General features: G+C 43.3%; 12 protein-coding genes. 9 read left to right on the forward strand and 3 right to left on the reverse strand.

Translation table 11 applies throughout. The features are described 5' to 3' along the window. Positions 1 to 3: 3 nt before the first annotated feature. Entirely contained in the window at positions 4 to 570 is a 567-nt protein-coding gene (locus T491_RS0108550) for a DNA-binding protein (protein ID WP_028903524.1), read from the reverse strand. Positions 571 to 1,525: 955 nt separating this feature from the next. On the opposite strand from T491_RS0108550, the gene T491_RS0108560 reads away from it, so the two are divergent. From T491_RS0108560 to T491_RS0108575, 4 genes are all read left to right on the forward strand, one after another. Next, a complete protein-coding gene (locus T491_RS0108560; RefSeq protein ID WP_028903525.1) occupies positions 1,526 to 4,828 on the forward strand; it encodes a helicase-related protein in 3,303 nt (1,100 codons plus the stop codon). A 9-nt stretch (positions 4,829 to 4,837) separates the two neighbouring features. After that, positions 4,838 to 7,900, forward strand: coding sequence for an N-6 DNA methylase (locus T491_RS16085; RefSeq protein ID WP_051523064.1), 3,063 nt, complete (start codon positions 4,838 to 4,840; stop codon positions 7,898 to 7,900). A gap of 3 nt (positions 7,901 to 7,903) precedes the next feature. Then, complete coding sequence (locus T491_RS0108570) at positions 7,904 to 8,239, forward strand: hypothetical protein (RefSeq protein ID WP_028903526.1); 336 nt, start codon at positions 7,904 to 7,906, stop codon at positions 8,237 to 8,239. A gap of 67 nt (positions 8,240 to 8,306) precedes the next feature. Then, on the forward strand, positions 8,307 to 8,915 hold the full coding sequence (locus T491_RS0108575; RefSeq protein WP_231480221.1) for a hypothetical protein: 609 nt from the start codon (positions 8,307 to 8,309) through the stop codon (positions 8,913 to 8,915). Positions 8,916 to 8,920: 5 nt separating this feature from the next. On the opposite strand, the gene T491_RS0108580 is transcribed toward T491_RS0108575, so the two are convergent. Both T491_RS0108580 and T491_RS0108585 read right to left on the reverse strand, forming a co-directional pair. Then, positions 8,921 to 9,328, reverse strand: coding sequence for a putative toxin-antitoxin system toxin component, PIN family (locus T491_RS0108580; RefSeq protein WP_028903528.1), 408 nt, complete (start codon positions 9,326 to 9,328; stop codon positions 8,921 to 8,923). Further along, the gene (locus tag T491_RS0108585) at positions 9,325 to 9,561 is read right to left on the reverse strand and encodes a hypothetical protein (protein WP_028903529.1); all 237 of its coding nucleotides are present in this window, start codon (positions 9,559 to 9,561) and stop codon (positions 9,325 to 9,327) included. Before T491_RS0108585 ends, T491_RS0108580 begins: the two co-directional genes overlap by 4 nt. Positions 9,562 to 9,771: 210 nt before the next feature. Here T491_RS0108585 and T491_RS0108590 point away from each other — a divergent pair, with 210 nt between their 5' ends. The 5 genes from T491_RS0108590 to T491_RS0108610 all read left to right on the forward strand — a co-directional run bounded on the left by T491_RS0108590 (position 9,772) and on the right by T491_RS0108610 (position 14,829). Further along, positions 9,772 to 9,990 (forward strand): hypothetical protein, encoded by a 219-nt coding sequence (locus tag T491_RS0108590; RefSeq protein WP_028903530.1) that lies wholly within the window; start codon positions 9,772 to 9,774, stop codon positions 9,988 to 9,990. Between the two features lie 307 nt (positions 9,991 to 10,297). Further along, positions 10,298 to 11,476 carry a hypothetical protein gene (locus T491_RS0108595; RefSeq protein ID WP_155950081.1) on the forward strand — a complete coding sequence of 393 codons (1,179 nt, stop codon included), beginning with the start codon at positions 10,298 to 10,300 and terminating at the stop codon, positions 11,474 to 11,476. A 231-nt stretch (positions 11,477 to 11,707) separates the two neighbouring features. After that, the gene (locus T491_RS0108600) at positions 11,708 to 11,983 is read left to right on the forward strand and encodes a hypothetical protein (RefSeq protein ID WP_028903532.1); all 276 of its coding nucleotides are present in this window, start codon (positions 11,708 to 11,710) and stop codon (positions 11,981 to 11,983) included. A gap of 87 nt (positions 11,984 to 12,070) precedes the next feature. Beyond that, entirely contained in the window at positions 12,071 to 12,457 is a 387-nt protein-coding gene (locus T491_RS0108605; RefSeq protein ID WP_155950082.1) for a hypothetical protein, read from the forward strand. Beyond that, the gene (locus T491_RS0108610; RefSeq protein ID WP_028903534.1) at positions 12,454 to 14,829 is read left to right on the forward strand and encodes a DUF3987 domain-containing protein; all 2,376 of its coding nucleotides are present in this window, start codon (positions 12,454 to 12,456) and stop codon (positions 14,827 to 14,829) included. Before T491_RS0108605 ends, T491_RS0108610 begins: the two co-directional genes overlap by 4 nt. Positions 14,830 to 14,843: the final 14 nt, after the last annotated feature.

The raw sequence follows: 14,843 nt of genomic DNA on the forward strand, positions 1-14,843 counted from the left end.
CCACTAATCTTCAGTGCTTCCGTCGGGGTTAGGCTCACCGCCTCCGTTTCCGCCTGTGTTGCCACCCTGGCCGCCGCCATTCTGCGAACCACCATTCTGGCTCTCACCGCCTGAGGTATCCTCAGGATCCTCAACCTCACCGCTGGTAGAGGTAACACGCTTCACCTCCTTGCCATCGCGGTCGTAGCAGGTAATCTGCACGGCGGTCTTAGCCAGCTCGCTCTTCAGGTCGGTATCTGGGGTGAAGATGATGCGGCGGCTGGAGATGAGTCCGCTCTTTACCTCGTCCACCTTCTCGACCGACTTGGCGCGCAGACCGAATCGCATGGTGCCCAGACCTGGCAGCGCTACCGAGTGGCCCTCAGTGGCCCATGCCTTGATCACCTCGCCGGCTGCATCCCAGCATGCCTGCATTACTCCCTTGCTCACGCCGCTGCGCAGGGCAGCCTCCTTAATCACCTTCTCCTGGGTCAGTGCGGTGTACAACTCCGGCATCATGATGTAGCGGTAAGTGCCCGCATAGGTGCCAATCTTCTGCAATTTCTCTTGTGCTTTAACTTTAAGTGCCATAATTCTAATTTTGTTTTTGTGTTGTTGTTAAAATTTTTACCGTTTTACATTTTTACTCTTTTATTGTCTCAACTTCGATGTTGGTTTGCGGTCACGTGTGGCAGAATTTCTTAGTGCACGTGGGAGATTCTTTTCTCGCGTGAGAGCGCCTCCTCTTATCTTTATTTTGACGTTGCAAAGGTACGAATATTTGATTGCGGTTTTCGAATGTTTTTCCAACTTTTTTTGAAAAATTTTAGTGATTGTCACGATTGTCACGATTGTCAAATGTCATTAAGCTTTTCGACTTTCATTTTTAGTCCTATATTAAATATATTATAAATAATATATTTAATATAGAGCATATTTCCCCCTTCCAACTTCAAAATCCTTAATGACAATCATGACAATGACAATCATGACACTCTGGTGAATAAAAAAAGCTGAACTGATTTGCTAAACCGATTACGGTGCTACTCTTTCATTTCAGCGGGAGGAAATCGTTTCCTTTCACCCTGCAAAGATACGAAATCTATCAATACCTTCCAAGCTTTTTCGCAAAAATCTGTCTTTTTCTTGGATTTTTGCTTGCAATTCCAAAACTTTTTGTACCTTTGCAAATGATCACTGGCTGATTGTACTATAAGTACAACCTAACTCCTTAAGAAAGAGCATGGTAGCCCAAGGGTGGGCGTCGGTGAGACTTTATAGGAAAAAATAACATAGCGTTTGTGCTATATTCGGTAATGTCCCTGAACCTAGGAAATTCAATAGACATTTACGAAACGAATAAGTGCCAGCGTCTACGCTTTGGCGTGGACTGGACTTATCTTCGTAAATAGGTTATCCTAGGACCTGGGGACATTGATAAGCGCCAATCCGCGCTTTTTCATGTCCTATGGTTCTTAGTGCCTATTCTAATCCGAACAGAGTCCTTTCGCTCTAAAACTATAGCGTAGATATGGCTGACGTACCTATGTCTTCTCGTTTCTTTACTAACAGAGACGGGAATACTTTGATGAAGGAATTTGAGGGTATTCTTGAGAATAATCCTCAGGTTAAGAATCTTGATGCAGTTGTGGGTTTTCTGCGTGCATCAGGCTATTTCACTTTGCGTCCGTTTCTTGATGGTATTAACAAGGTCCGCATATTGATTGGTATCGATGTAGACAAATATATAGCCAGAGCCCACCAGAAAGGTGAACTCTTTTTTGGTGCAGAAGATGAGGTGAAAGAAGAATGTCTCCGCATGTTGAGACAAGATATCGAACAGTCACACTATACCAAGAAGGTAGAAGATGGTATGCTTCAGATGGTTCAAGACATGATTGATGGAAAACTTGAACTACGTGCTCATCCTTCTAAGAAGATTCATGCTAAGCTGTATATACTTTACCCAGACAACTTTAATCAACATACACTAGGTACTGCCATAACTGGTAGTAGTAACCTTAGTGGCAATGGATTGGGTATTGGCGATGATAAACAATATGAGTTTAATGTAAAGTTAACCCAGTACGAGGATGTGGCTTTTGCCAAACATGAATTTGAACTACTCTGGGAGGAAGCTAAGAATGTACCCATTAATGCCGAAGACTATCAGGCTGCACTTGATAAGACCTATCTTAAAGGCGATGTAACTCCATACGAGTTATATATCAAGATGCTGATGGAATACTTCTCCGACCGCGTGTTAGCTGTAGACCAGGATGATCCATTCGATATGCCAGAAGGATACGATAAGTTTGAATATCAGATGGACGCCGTAGTCGAAGGCTATCAAAAGTTGATTCGCTATGATGGTTTCTTCTTGGCAGATGTTGTGGGACTTGGTAAGACGGTGATTGCCACCATGATAGCTAAGAAGTTCTTGATAGAGAATGGTCGTGATAATACCAAGATTCTGGTGGTATACCCACCTGCAGTAGAGCAGAACTGGATAACCACATTTAAAGACTTTGGTATTGAGAAGTATGCTTGTTTTGTTTCAAATGGTAGTCTGAACAAGGTGTTGGACGATGATTACTATAAGATTTGGAATGCCGACGAGTACGACCTTGTGCTTGTAGACGAAGCGCATAAATTCCGTAATCACACTACGGGTGCTTTCCAGCAACTACAGGAGATATGTAAAATGCCGCGCGTAGAAACGGGCAACATACCAGGCTATAAGAAGAAGGTGATGCTGATTTCGGCTACCCCTATGAACAATACGCCTGCTGATATCTATTATCAGATCCTGATGTTCCAAGACCCACGCCATTGTACCATAGATGGTGTACCAAATCTTACGGCATTCTTCTCACCATTGGTTGTAGAATTCCGCAAGTTCCGCAAACAAGAGAATTTTGATATCAGGCAGTTTAAGAAGTTGGCTGAACGAGTAAGAGATAGGGTAATAAAACCTCTGACCGTGCGCCGTACCCGTACTGATATTGAGAGTGTGGTTCGTTACAACAAAGATATTAGTGGATTCCCTAAGGTGGCGAATCCAATCAAGAAAGAGTATGAGCTTAACGACCATCTGGCTAACCTCTTTGAGGATGCCATGAAGACGCTTGATAAGGGACTTCATTATGCACGTTACCAAGCAATTGCCTACTTGAAGCCCGAGGTTTCGAATGGCCTTTATGACAATGCAGAAGTGATAAGCCGCAGTTTGGCAGGTATCCGTAAGAATGGATTGGTAAAACGACTGGAAAGCAGTTTCTATGCTTTTAGAAAATCGCTCGACAATTTCCGCCAAGCAAATCAGAATATGCTAACCATGTGGGAGAATGATAAGATATTTATAGCTCCCGATATGGATATTAACCAGTTGATTGATAAGGGACTCAGCGAAGATGAAATAGAAGAGAAACTGAACGAGAAGGCTGAAATAAACCCAAAGAACGCTGTGTTTAAGCGTGATGACTTTAAGCCAGAATATATCGACATGCTTCGTGATGATCAGAAACTACTCGATGATATGTGGTTGGAGTGGGAGTGTATCAGCGATGATGACGATTCAAAGTTTGCCAAGTTCGAAGACTTGTTGAAACACGAACTCTTTAAGAGCGACAAGAATATCGAGGGAAAGCTTGTAGTATTCTCCGAGTCGGTTGATACTGTAGAATATCTGGCTAAACGCATAGGGCGTGATGATGTACTGGTAATATCAGCCCAGAACCGCAGCCAGTTGTTTAAGACTATCCGCGAGAATTTTGATGCCAACTGGAAAACTAAAAAGAATGATTATAACATCATCCTTACATCAGATGTACTTGCTGAAGGTGTAAACCTGCATCGTTCAAACATTATTATTAATTATGATACCCCTTGGAATTCGACTCGACTGATGCAACGTATTGGTCGTGTTAATCGAATCGGATCTAAGTCGGACACTATATATAATTATGTGTTCTATCCATCGCGGCAGGGTAATAAGCAAATTAAGCTGAACCAGATTGCGCTTAGTAAGATACAAACCTTTCACACTACTTTTGGCGAGGACAACCAGATTTACTCCACTGAAGAGATTATTGATCGCGACTTGGATAAACTCTTTAAAGAAGGAATTAAGCGCGAGCAGGAAGATCGTAATCTTGAACTTCCATATTACGAGGAATTGCGCAGTCTGTATCAGCAAAACCGCAGAGAATATCGACGCATAGAACGCTTGTCACTTCGTAGTAGAACTGGTCGTGAACCACGTGAAATAGATGGAGTAACGCTTACTAATGATACGCTGGTATTCCTGAAAACTAATTTCCGCAAGCTGTTCTATCTTGTAAACGATGAACAAACCAGGGAGCTTTCTGTACTTGATGCTTTGAGCTATTTCAAGGCCACGCCCGAGGAGAAGGCTGTGCCAAGAATAGCCCAACACCACGACCATGTAGATAAGGCAGTCATAAAATTCAAAGCTGCAAAGGAAGAGGAACTTCAGGAGGAAGAGTCGAATCAAGGTCAGCGCAGTAATCTTGGTGCCCAGGTAACAACAGCTGTTAGCTTGATTAACAGCATGTTACCCCACATAGAAGATGGTGATACACGCCTGAAACTTGTCCAACTGAAGGAACTTGCTGAGCGAGGTACCATTACCTACATAGCTAAACGCTTGCAGCGAATACAGAAAGACTTGATGCGACAAGGTGGTAGCAAAGCAAAGATGACTTTCGATGACGCCTTGAAACAAGTCCTGGAAATGGCTAATCACTATAACGCTTATTATCGCGACACCCAAAAGGCAGAAGAGGAATCGGATGCTACTATCATTTTATCAGAATCGTTTAAATAACCTCAAGATATGGATTACAGACCTATTATTGAATCGAGATATAATCGTGAGAGTTGGCAGAAACTGCTGCATGACATATTCAACGGAAAAGAAAAGTTCTGGGCTACACCATCAGTTGTACCCACAAGCAGCCCGTTTGCCAAACAAGCACTCTGGCTTGGTACAATCACGTTGAGCGATGAACAGACCATTGCTATTTATGAGGTTGAACTATCTGATAGTGTTGATATAGAGCGTAATCGTCGTGGTATACGTGATATGCTGTTGAGCTCGTGGCGCAATAACGGCAATGCTGGAGCGTTTATGTTCTGCTATCGTAAGAACGAGAGCGTTCTTCGATTCTCTTACGTCAGCGAATCGTGGAAATTTGCCGATGATGGTAGTTATCAGAAGGAGTCTACCGATACCCGCCGTTTCACTTATCTTCTTGGCGAAGGGCATCGTAGCCGTACAGCTATTCAGCAGTTCGAGAAATTGCGTGATAGTTCACTATCACTAAAAGACCTTACCAAAGCCTTCTCGGTAGATGCAGTGAGCGATATGTTCTTTGATGGCTACAAAAAGCAATACGAAGACATTATCCAGTATGTTACAGGTAAGCGAATGGTTAAGGTGGCCAATAAGTGGGAAGAGCAGATTAAGAACGATCCTTGCGAGGAGATTATGCAGGAGTTTGCCCGATTCCAGAATCCCGAAAAAGCCGTTCGCGACTATGTTAAGAAGTTGATGGGACGCATCGTGTTCCTTCAGTTCCTACAGAAGAAAGGCTGGATGGGTGTGCCCGTCAATAAAGAGTGGGGTGAGGGAGATACTGAGTTTATCCAGACTCTATTCGAGAATTCTACTGACAAGGACCACTTTGTGGATGAAGTTCTCGAACCACTATTTGACGATTTGAACTCAGAGCGTGCCAATGATTTGGTATCGCCAAAAGTTGGCAGAAACATACGCGTACCATATCTTAATGGAGGATTGTTTGAACGTGAGGCTACTGATGAGACAGCCTTCCCGTTGCCGGCTAAGTATATGAAGAGTATGCTCGACTTCTTCGCATCTTACAACTTCACTATCGACGAGAACGATCCTGACGATGCAGAGGTTGGCGTAGACCCAGAAATGCTTGGTCGTATCTTCGAGAATCTGCTTGAGGATAATAAGGATAAAGGTGCTTTCTATACGCCAAAGGAGATTGTTAGTTACATGTGTCGTGAAAGTCTGATAGCCTATTTGCAGACAGACATTGAAAACGAACAGCAGAAAGAGGCTATTCGCGAATTTGTTACAAACCACAAGGTGCAAGAGCATTTGCCTGAGAATGTAGATCAACGACTGAAAGATGTGAAGATTTGCGACCCAGCCATTGGATCGGGTGCATTCCCCATGGGATTACTGAAAGAGTTGTTTTTATGTCGTACAGCTCTTGAAGGCATTACTCAAAGCAAAGCCGCAGAAATCAAGAAACACATCATCCAGCAGAATATATATGGTGTAGATATTGAACGTGGTGCAGTAGACATTGCTCGCCTCCGTTTCTGGCTATCGCTGATTGTTGACGAAGAAACTCCACAAGCGTTGCCAAACCTCGACTTCAAGATTATGCAAGGTAACTCGTTGCTGGAGCAATATAAAGGAATTGATTTGTCAACAATGACAGAAGCAAAATGGAACAAAAATGAGTCTCTTTCGCTTTTTGAGGATATGCTTGACGTTTATAGACGAGAGATGCGTATTATGATAACTCAATATTATGATTGTACTAATAGAGATGATAAGAAGAAACTAAAAGCAGAAATACTGGAAAATGTTGAGAACCAATTAATAGAACAACATGTAAATGTTAATGCTATTAATGTTAATTTGAACGGTAATGATCAGTTCTTTTTATGGCATACATGGTTCTTTGATGTGTTCTCGCAAGGCGGTTTTGATATAGTTATTGGTAATCCACCTTATTTCGTTTATCAAGAGAATCATGTTGGTGAAATAAAAGAATTACGAAACATAAAGGAATATAAAATCGCTTTTGGAGGGAAATTAAATGCCTATAAACTTTTTATAGCTAATGCTTTAAATGTTTTGTGTAGAGAAGACGGAATTATGTGTGTAATATGTCAGAATTCGCTTTTGGCGGATCGACAGGCAACATGTTTAAGAAAGCACATATTTGAGAATGCACAATTCATATCTATTGATTCTTTTCCAGAAAGAGATAGCAAAAAGAAACGGGTGTTTGAGAGTGTTAAAATGAGTGTCTGCATCCCAATTGTTAGGAAAAGAAAAACTAAGGATTATTTTCAAGTATATATATGGGATGACAAATATAAAAAATCAGGATTAGAGACAAAGTTTAACAATATTGAGATAAAATCTATGGATGCTGTTGATTACGCTATTCCTAGATTAAAGTCAGAATATACTCCTATTGTTATTAAGATAATCAATTGTAAACATTTTGGTTTGAAATGCATCGAAGGAGAACTAAATATGACGTTTCACAAGAAGTATTTTACTGATAAAAGAACTAATCCAACAATATTAAAAGGTGCGGCTATTCAGAGATATTATTATACATTACAGATGAGTCAGGGTGAGATAGAATACCTAGATGAGAAGATGTATCTTAGAGATTATGGTAATACTGAGAAATCCAAACATCACAATTATCAACGTATTGCAATGCAAGGTATGACTGGTGCAAACGATAAGGTTCGTATTGTTATGGCATTGGTTCCAGAAGGGTATTATCTTGCTAATTCTTGTAATTATCTTTCTGCCCCAGAAGGAATTGATATTTATGCATTATTAGGTATTTTGAATTCAAAATTGATAAATTGGTTCTTTAGATGTTTTAGCACCAATAGTAATGTCAATGGATATGAAATAGATAATTTACCAATTCCTGATATACAGGATGACGTTCAACTTGACTTAAGGAAACTTGTAATTTCCGTAATGGAAAATAAAAAACAAAATAATTATGCAGATACGCAAGATGAGGAATCAAGGATAGATGAAATTGTATATAAGTTGTATGATTTGACTAAAGATGAAATTAAAATAATAGAAGAATAAGCAATGGAAGAAATTATTGTTAGAAAAAGAAAATCGCCAGCAAAGACTCTTAAAGTTAAAATAGAGGGTAAGGTTATAGCTGGCTCAAAGGCAACAGAGATCTTTGTTAGTGCCATAAAAAGAATTGGGCCTGAAAAGATTGCAGAATCTACTAATTTTAAAGTAGATGGATTGCCATTCATTGTGAAAGAGAGAGATAATCGTAAACAAATGAATTTCCTTGGGAATGATTGGTATGTTTGTACACATATGTCTACTAATGCTAAAAAACTATTTTTAAGTAGAATCGCTCGTTCATTAAATATAAGAATGTCTGTAGAGTTAGTTACCCCAGAATAAACAAAAACAACATAACAATCATTTAACAAGAAGAATTATGTCACGTCTGAGCGATTTATACAAGGCAATGGAAACATTGCGAAAAGAGGGAGTCTCGACTGATGACCTCGAGAAGAAAGTTGGTAAACTGGAGGAGGAAATCATAAAGAAGGAAATCCTCCCTGTGGTAACAGAAACCATTGCTCCTGCATTAAAACCTGTTCAACGCGAGCTGGTGTTGGTGGTTGACTATCATCCTGACGAGCCAGTACGTGTATCGTTGTCTCGTAAGAAGAACATTGCTGAACTGATAGACGCGAAACTCTTGGAAATTGATCCTGAGGTAGAACACAAGGAGTTGGGACCAAGAAAAAACAAGTCGGGTAAGATAGCTCCCAAGACGGGACTCTGCATATACAGAAAAGATAAGTCTGTTTTGCAAGAGCATGATGCTGCAACCACATTCACCGCAGCTATCGTTGAGGCTGGATTGGTTAAGGTTCGTGAACTAGGACTTAAATTCTGTCGCGTTAATCTTGTATCTACCACAAAAGACAAGAAGTATGGGCATGCTCAGCGTGAAGCAGCTCCAGGATTATATGTGCTGACTCATAGCAGCACCAAGGACAAAAAGAAGATGCTGGATAAAATCAACGAAGTTCTGAAAATGGGATGGAAGATTGAAATCGTAAAATAGTGAAGCTATCGCAGAATACTCAGAAACTCGTCGATATCAATAACCTCGATTTTGGGGAATGGAGTGTTGCGGAGAACATCGTAATGATGGTCTTGGGTTACGATGTATTTTGCGTTGGCTTTAAAGGCACAATCCACGAACTTGTCATCGTCAGGATCGGCTGTGATAAGGCGAAGATGATAATACACCTGAACCATTCTAGTATTTGGGAGGTCGAGAAGGGCTTGAATGATATTGGATGCAATCTGAGGACCAACCTTTTGGGTAAGAATCTCTTCGTATTCGGCCAAGATCTCATTGGTAACGCAAAGAGTATATTTGCCATCTACGAAATCTCGCCAGACGGGATAGTATTGGCTGCGACGCGAGAGAGACATCAGCAGACAATTGGTATCAAGAACGATGTTCATCATTGGTTATATGGCGTGCGCATGTGTTCGTTCTTCCATTCTTCAATGACGGTATCATTGATTTTGCCTTCGTCCCAAAGACGATCCATGGCATCTTCTGCCTGCTTGGCGAAATACTGTCCGAGCAAGCGGCGAATGTCTTTCATCTCCTCTTCAGATTTGACTCTGGAAATAAGTTCCAGCATCTCAATCTGGAATGGGGTGAATGGCGATGATTGTAAATTTGGTGCATCCATATTCAATCTCCTTTTATGTTATGTTTGGGTGCAAATGTACGATAAATATGCGAAATATGCAAATAATTAGCTAAAAACTTGAAAATATCGCAATTGATGAAGAAAAAAAGAACTGTTATTTCTCTTTTTTCTATACTATATATTTGAGAGCAGCAGAAATATTTGGCTGTTTCAGATAAATATAGTAAATTTGCAAAATAAAAGGTAATTATGGCAAAAGATCTAACGACATCTGCTATTGAGAGGCAGAACATTCTGAATAACACTGTGGCATTGCCCAGGATTCAGAACGAACTTGGGGTGAAAGTCCTTGAGTTCGAAGGAAGGTATGTTTTGACCAAGCAAATGGTCGCTGATTACTATGGTGTTGATGAAAGAACCATTGAGCGTTTTTTGGCAGCTAACGAGGAGGAATTAACCCACGTATGAAACGGACGCTATTAAGTTCTATAAATATCTGATAGGAGAGTATGAATTGACGGAGGATGAAGCTATAATGTATTTAGATACATGAATATTTGTGATTAGTCAACATGTTAAACTTATGATCTATAGGAGGGCAAAGATATGATAACATAAGATTTTTCCGTATAAATTTGGGCGGATAAAAGATTTGCACTATCTTTGCACACAGAAAATCTTATTTTGCTCCGTCTCTGCTTTCTTTAATAAGATTTCATTTCTGCCCGTCTTTTTCTTTAGAATAACTAACCAAATTTAATCACCTAATTCCACTATGAACAATGTTACTAACGAGATTGTAAGATCTCAACTTGGGGGCGCTCTGCTTACTGGCTACAGTGCTACTCCTGAATATCTAACCAAACTTAAAAAGAACATAAGCCTTGTTAGAGAAATAGCCAGACAGTATTGCGATTTGACTATCACCGATGTTGATAGCAGAATCTACTTTGTGCGTTACTTCGTGATGATTATTAAAGATGTAATCAAATTCTTGCCAACCTATATCGACGAGCTGCGTCCGGGACGGCGTTTGGAGGCTTTCTGTATTTCGTCGGGCGTACATCGCGATGACGTGTTCTGGAAGTGGTGCGATACAGTGTGCTGCGATATGGAAGGGCAGGTGGTGTATCACCATCTGAAAGAGAGTCTTGACGAGCTGCGTGAACTGTTGGCTGAGGTTGAGAACGCGATGATGCATTGCGATCCTGCGATATTCGAGCGATTTTTCTATATCGAGGAGCAACACTATAGCAGCTCAGGTGTGGCGAGACGATTCGAAACGTGGCTGTATGATAACGGCTATCCCGACATCGACAAGCTGCGTGAGCTGCAGGCGCAGGTGGTAGCTGAGACATTGAAGATGGGAGTGCTGGACTTTGCTAAAACACCATCGCAAAAGGAGATTGACGAGGTGAATCGCGACACGCTGAAAGGACTGCTTCCCTACGATTTTGAGATGACAGCGGATTTCATAGTGGCTTGTGCCAAATGGCGCCGCTTTATGCATTGGGATGGCTACACACTCATTGTGAACTATAAGAAATACGGGAAATACATACAGGCGCATTTCTACGACTTTAGCGACAAGCAGCTTCAGGCCATATTTGAATTGGATATGATGGTGCATCTCATCAATGAAGAGCTGGCGAGATTGAATCAGGTAACTACGATTACTATCACTAATCACGTGCCGGAGGAAGAGCTCTTTAAGTTTATCCACCCCTCGATAAGTGGCGAAGAGGAGTGGCAGATTCATGAAGAGGTGAAACGCCTGGTAACTCACCACGGTATACAGGAGATTTGCCAGTATCTTTATCAGATGGCCAAGGATAAGAGAATTCTCCTGCCACAAATGCCATCGGCAGCCTATGCAGAGCTGGTGCGTATGGGCATGCCAACAACAGCAGGATTTAGCGAGAAATACTTTAAAAACCACTATAGAATCATATAGTATAAGGGATATCAAGGGATATTAAGGGATATCCGGGGATATTAGGGGATAGTAAGGGACGGTATCGTTCAATACTATCCCTTGTTCATATATTGTACTTAACTTTGCATCGTCGAAAGATGAAAACATCGAGTAGACGGTGTTGATTGACATTTTGATACACAGATGAATTTGAGAATAGTTAACGCGCGTTTTTACGCGTACATTATTAATATTAAATTTTTAAACAAAATGGAAAGTAAAATTTTTAGAGTTAAGAAGTGCGGAGTGATGACCTCCGTACAGAGTGAGAAAAGCGAGATCGGCGTGCTGCAGAAGCGTACGCTGGTTCTGCAAGAGCTGGGTGGCAAGTATGCCAACTGCTATGTGGTGATAGCGCTGGGGAATCTGGCGACTATCGAATGGGCAGAGAATCAGCTTGTGGCTGCTGATCTGCGATTCCAGACGCACGAGTACAACGGACAAGTGTTTATGGATGTGATAGCAAACGAGATTGTAAAACTGTAATTAATTTCTGAGTTGGAGTGAGGAGGATGTTCTCGAGTAAATGGCCAAAGAATCCGATCTTCTTCTCGCTTAAAACTTAGAAAAAAAATGAAAACAAGAAATTCAAACTTATTAGGAGAACAGGTAATGGTTGAGGGCTTGATGGCCTTTGGCAAGTTGGAAACAGGTGAGCGCACACTCGACTTTGAGTGTTGCGAGGATGTGGCGGCAGAGCCATTCCAAGGCATCTTCAAGGTGCAAGGGATGCGCGATGGCAACGTCTACATGAGCGAAAAGCCGCGACGGCACAAAAACAAACCGATATTCCGCGATGATAACTGCTCGTTATCACACGGACAGAACCATAAATATTACTTCGTGTTTACTATGGACGATGACTGCCTTCGCGAGTTGCCGCAGAAGCTGGTGCAGCAGGCTGGCAACATATCGCGGAAGGTGCTGAAGATGATATTTGAAAAGGAGGCATTAGGATGAGTTGCCACTTTGTTTACCAGAAGGATGGGGGCGCAAAGTTTATGCGCCCCATCCATAACAGAGAGGAATACTTGCAGCTGCGCGATTCGGAGAGGCAGCCCCTGGTGCTGCAGGCCGTGCGCAAGGGTAGCGAGGAGCAGAAACACCAGCTGGTGCAGTTTAATTACAGCTGTCTGCCCAATGATGATGGCTCGCTGAAGGGTTCGAAAACGGCTTCTAAGTCGGTTGGTATGGATATCGACTTCAAAGCGCCTAAAGATCTTTCTGCCCAAGAGCAGCAGGCTTGGCTGGCGAAGCAGATGGCCGGAGTGCCCGAGTTGGTATTGTCGAAGCGTGATGAGCTTGGCTTGCTGATGCTAGAGCGTTCGGCCACCAAAGGCTTTCATCTGGTGTTTCGTCGCCACGAAGACCTCTCGCAGGAGGAAAACCTGCAGTGGGCGAGTGAACTGCTGGGTGTGAAATTTGATGACAAAGCTAAGGATATTACCCGTGTGTTCTTTACAACAACTGCTGATGCGGATGAGCTGCTTTTTCTGGACGATGAGTTGTTTGATATGACCGCAGCTAATCAAACCACCCCTGACCCCTCCTTACTCATTCTTGGACAAGCCAAGCGGCAGAGCCGAGCGAAGGAGGGGAATTCGGCTGAACCTAATGAACAACGGAAGCAGTATCCCACGGCGTACCACGGGATTCCATTTGAGGCAATTATCCACAAATACTGGGAGGTGAACAACAAGGGGTTTGAGCCTACCGAGGGCGATAGGGATACACTCACGTTTCAGCTGGCCAGCGACCTGCGGCACATCTGCGGTAAAAACTTTGACTGGCTCGACCAGGTCATCCCCTGTTACGACGGGTTCCCCATCGAGGAGAAGCGCCAGAAGATTCGTAACGCCTTAGCATCGAAGTACGAGGGATTTCCACAACGCCTGCGCGACACGCTAAATGCGTTTAAAGAGGTTGAAGAGTTTGATGAGACCACACCTGACCCCTCCTCATCAGGTGGGGAGTTGAGCCTCAAGCGCCTGCCGCAGGGCATTAAGGACTCCATTGCGGCAGCGGGACCGGCGTTGGCTATGCCGATAGTAACGGCTATCTGTCCCTGTATCGGTGCGCTGGCCACGGGCGTAAAGCTCGATGTTCACGGTCAGATGCGCGGACTCAATCTGATAGCCTATATCACTGGTGAGTTCGCCAGCGGTAAGGGCTCTATCGACCCTGTGATTGGTGCCTGGATGAGCGAAGTGCAGGCGCTCGACGATATGTATATCCAGCAGGAGGACGAATTCCGACGCAAGAAAAATGCGGCCAAGAACCAGAAGAATCAGCCCGAAGAACCCAAGCTGCCTGTGCGCTACATTACCTTTAATACGACGGTGGCCAACCTGGCCGAGCGATTGGCTAATGTTGAGGGTAAGCACGCCTTCTCGTTTACACCCGAAGCTGATATCGTGGCGCAGAAGTGGAAGTCGAGCATGAGTGATTTTTCTGTGATGCTGCGCCAGAGCTACGATGGCTCGCGTTACGACCGCGAGGCCCGCAGCGCCGAGGCGGTGAATGTGCATATCAAGCATCTGCTTTGGAACGTCACGATGTGCGGCACGCCCGATGCACTATACCGCGTGGTGACCAACTACACCGACGGATTTCAGAGTCGTATAGCCTTGGCTCAGACGCCCGACAATACCTATACGCCGTTAGGGGATAAACCCGATATACTCTCTTCGCGACAAGCGGAGCGTATTCAGCAGATAGCGCATTTGCTGCCACTAATGACGGGCGAGGTAGTGCTGCCCAAACTCGAAGCCAGAGGTCGCGAGTGGCTGGAGCGCATTCGTCTGGAGTCGATGATGAACGACGATCGTGTAAAGGCTCGCGAGCGATTCCGTACCTGTGTCACCACCCAGCGCATGGTGTGCTGCATTATGCTCTGCAAGGTGTGCGAACAGCTGATACAGAAGCACGGCCTCGTGGGCGCAGAAACTCAGCTGAAACAGCATCCCGACTTGTGGCGCAATATGCTGCTCAAGGTGCAGACACCGGCCATGCTCGATATCTATGATGTGATTGCCGATTCGCTGCTGGATAACGCGCTCTACTTTTTCCGTGAACGAATAGAAAACGCTTTTCGCAGTCGTAACTACATTGGAGGTAACGAGCGCCGCCGTCAAGGGAAAAACGATTCGATTTACGAGCGGTTGGATTTGGACTTTAGTTTCGATATAGCTCTACAGCATAGTGTGAGTGTGAATGGGGCAGGAGTGTCGCGCAATCAAGTACACCAGATGCTGAAAAACTGGAGAAAGCAGGGACTGATAACCCAGACCGGCCCTGCCCAGTACAGAAAGTTGCTTGGAAGCGTGTCATGATTGTCATGATTGTC

Source organism: Prevotella sp. P6B4 (assembly GCF_000619985.1).
GTDB lineage: Bacteria > Bacteroidota > Bacteroidia > Bacteroidales > Bacteroidaceae > Prevotella.

Excerpts from the sequence above, each read along its gene's own strand:
- T491_RS16085 (WP_051523064.1), top strand. The coding sequence starts at position 4,838 with ATGGATTACAGACCTATTATTGAATCGAGATATAATCGTGAGAGTTGG.
- T491_RS0108585 (WP_028903529.1), bottom strand. The coding sequence starts at position 9,561 with ATGGATGCACCAAATTTACAATCATCGCCATTCACCCCATTCCAGATT.
- T491_RS0108600 (WP_028903532.1), top strand. The coding sequence starts at position 11,708 with ATGGAAAGTAAAATTTTTAGAGTTAAGAAGTGCGGAGTGATGACCTCC.
- T491_RS0108590 (WP_028903530.1), top strand. The coding sequence starts at position 9,772 with ATGGCAAAAGATCTAACGACATCTGCTATTGAGAGGCAGAACATTCTG.
- T491_RS0108580 (WP_028903528.1), bottom strand. The coding sequence starts at position 9,328 with ATGATGAACATCGTTCTTGATACCAATTGTCTGCTGATGTCTCTCTCG.
- T491_RS0108560 (WP_028903525.1), top strand. The coding sequence starts at position 1,526 with ATGTCTTCTCGTTTCTTTACTAACAGAGACGGGAATACTTTGATGAAG.
- T491_RS0108575 (WP_231480221.1), top strand. The coding sequence starts at position 8,307 with ATGGAAACATTGCGAAAAGAGGGAGTCTCGACTGATGACCTCGAGAAG.
- T491_RS0108605 (WP_155950082.1), top strand. The coding sequence starts at position 12,071 with ATGAAAACAAGAAATTCAAACTTATTAGGAGAACAGGTAATGGTTGAG.
- T491_RS0108595 (WP_155950081.1), top strand. The coding sequence starts at position 10,298 with ATGAACAATGTTACTAACGAGATTGTAAGATCTCAACTTGGGGGCGCT.
- T491_RS0108550 (WP_028903524.1), bottom strand. The coding sequence starts at position 570 with ATGGCACTTAAAGTTAAAGCACAAGAGAAATTGCAGAAGATTGGCACC.
- T491_RS0108610 (WP_028903534.1), top strand. The coding sequence starts at position 12,454 with ATGAGTTGCCACTTTGTTTACCAGAAGGATGGGGGCGCAAAGTTTATG.
- T491_RS0108570 (WP_028903526.1), top strand. The coding sequence starts at position 7,904 with ATGGAAGAAATTATTGTTAGAAAAAGAAAATCGCCAGCAAAGACTCTT.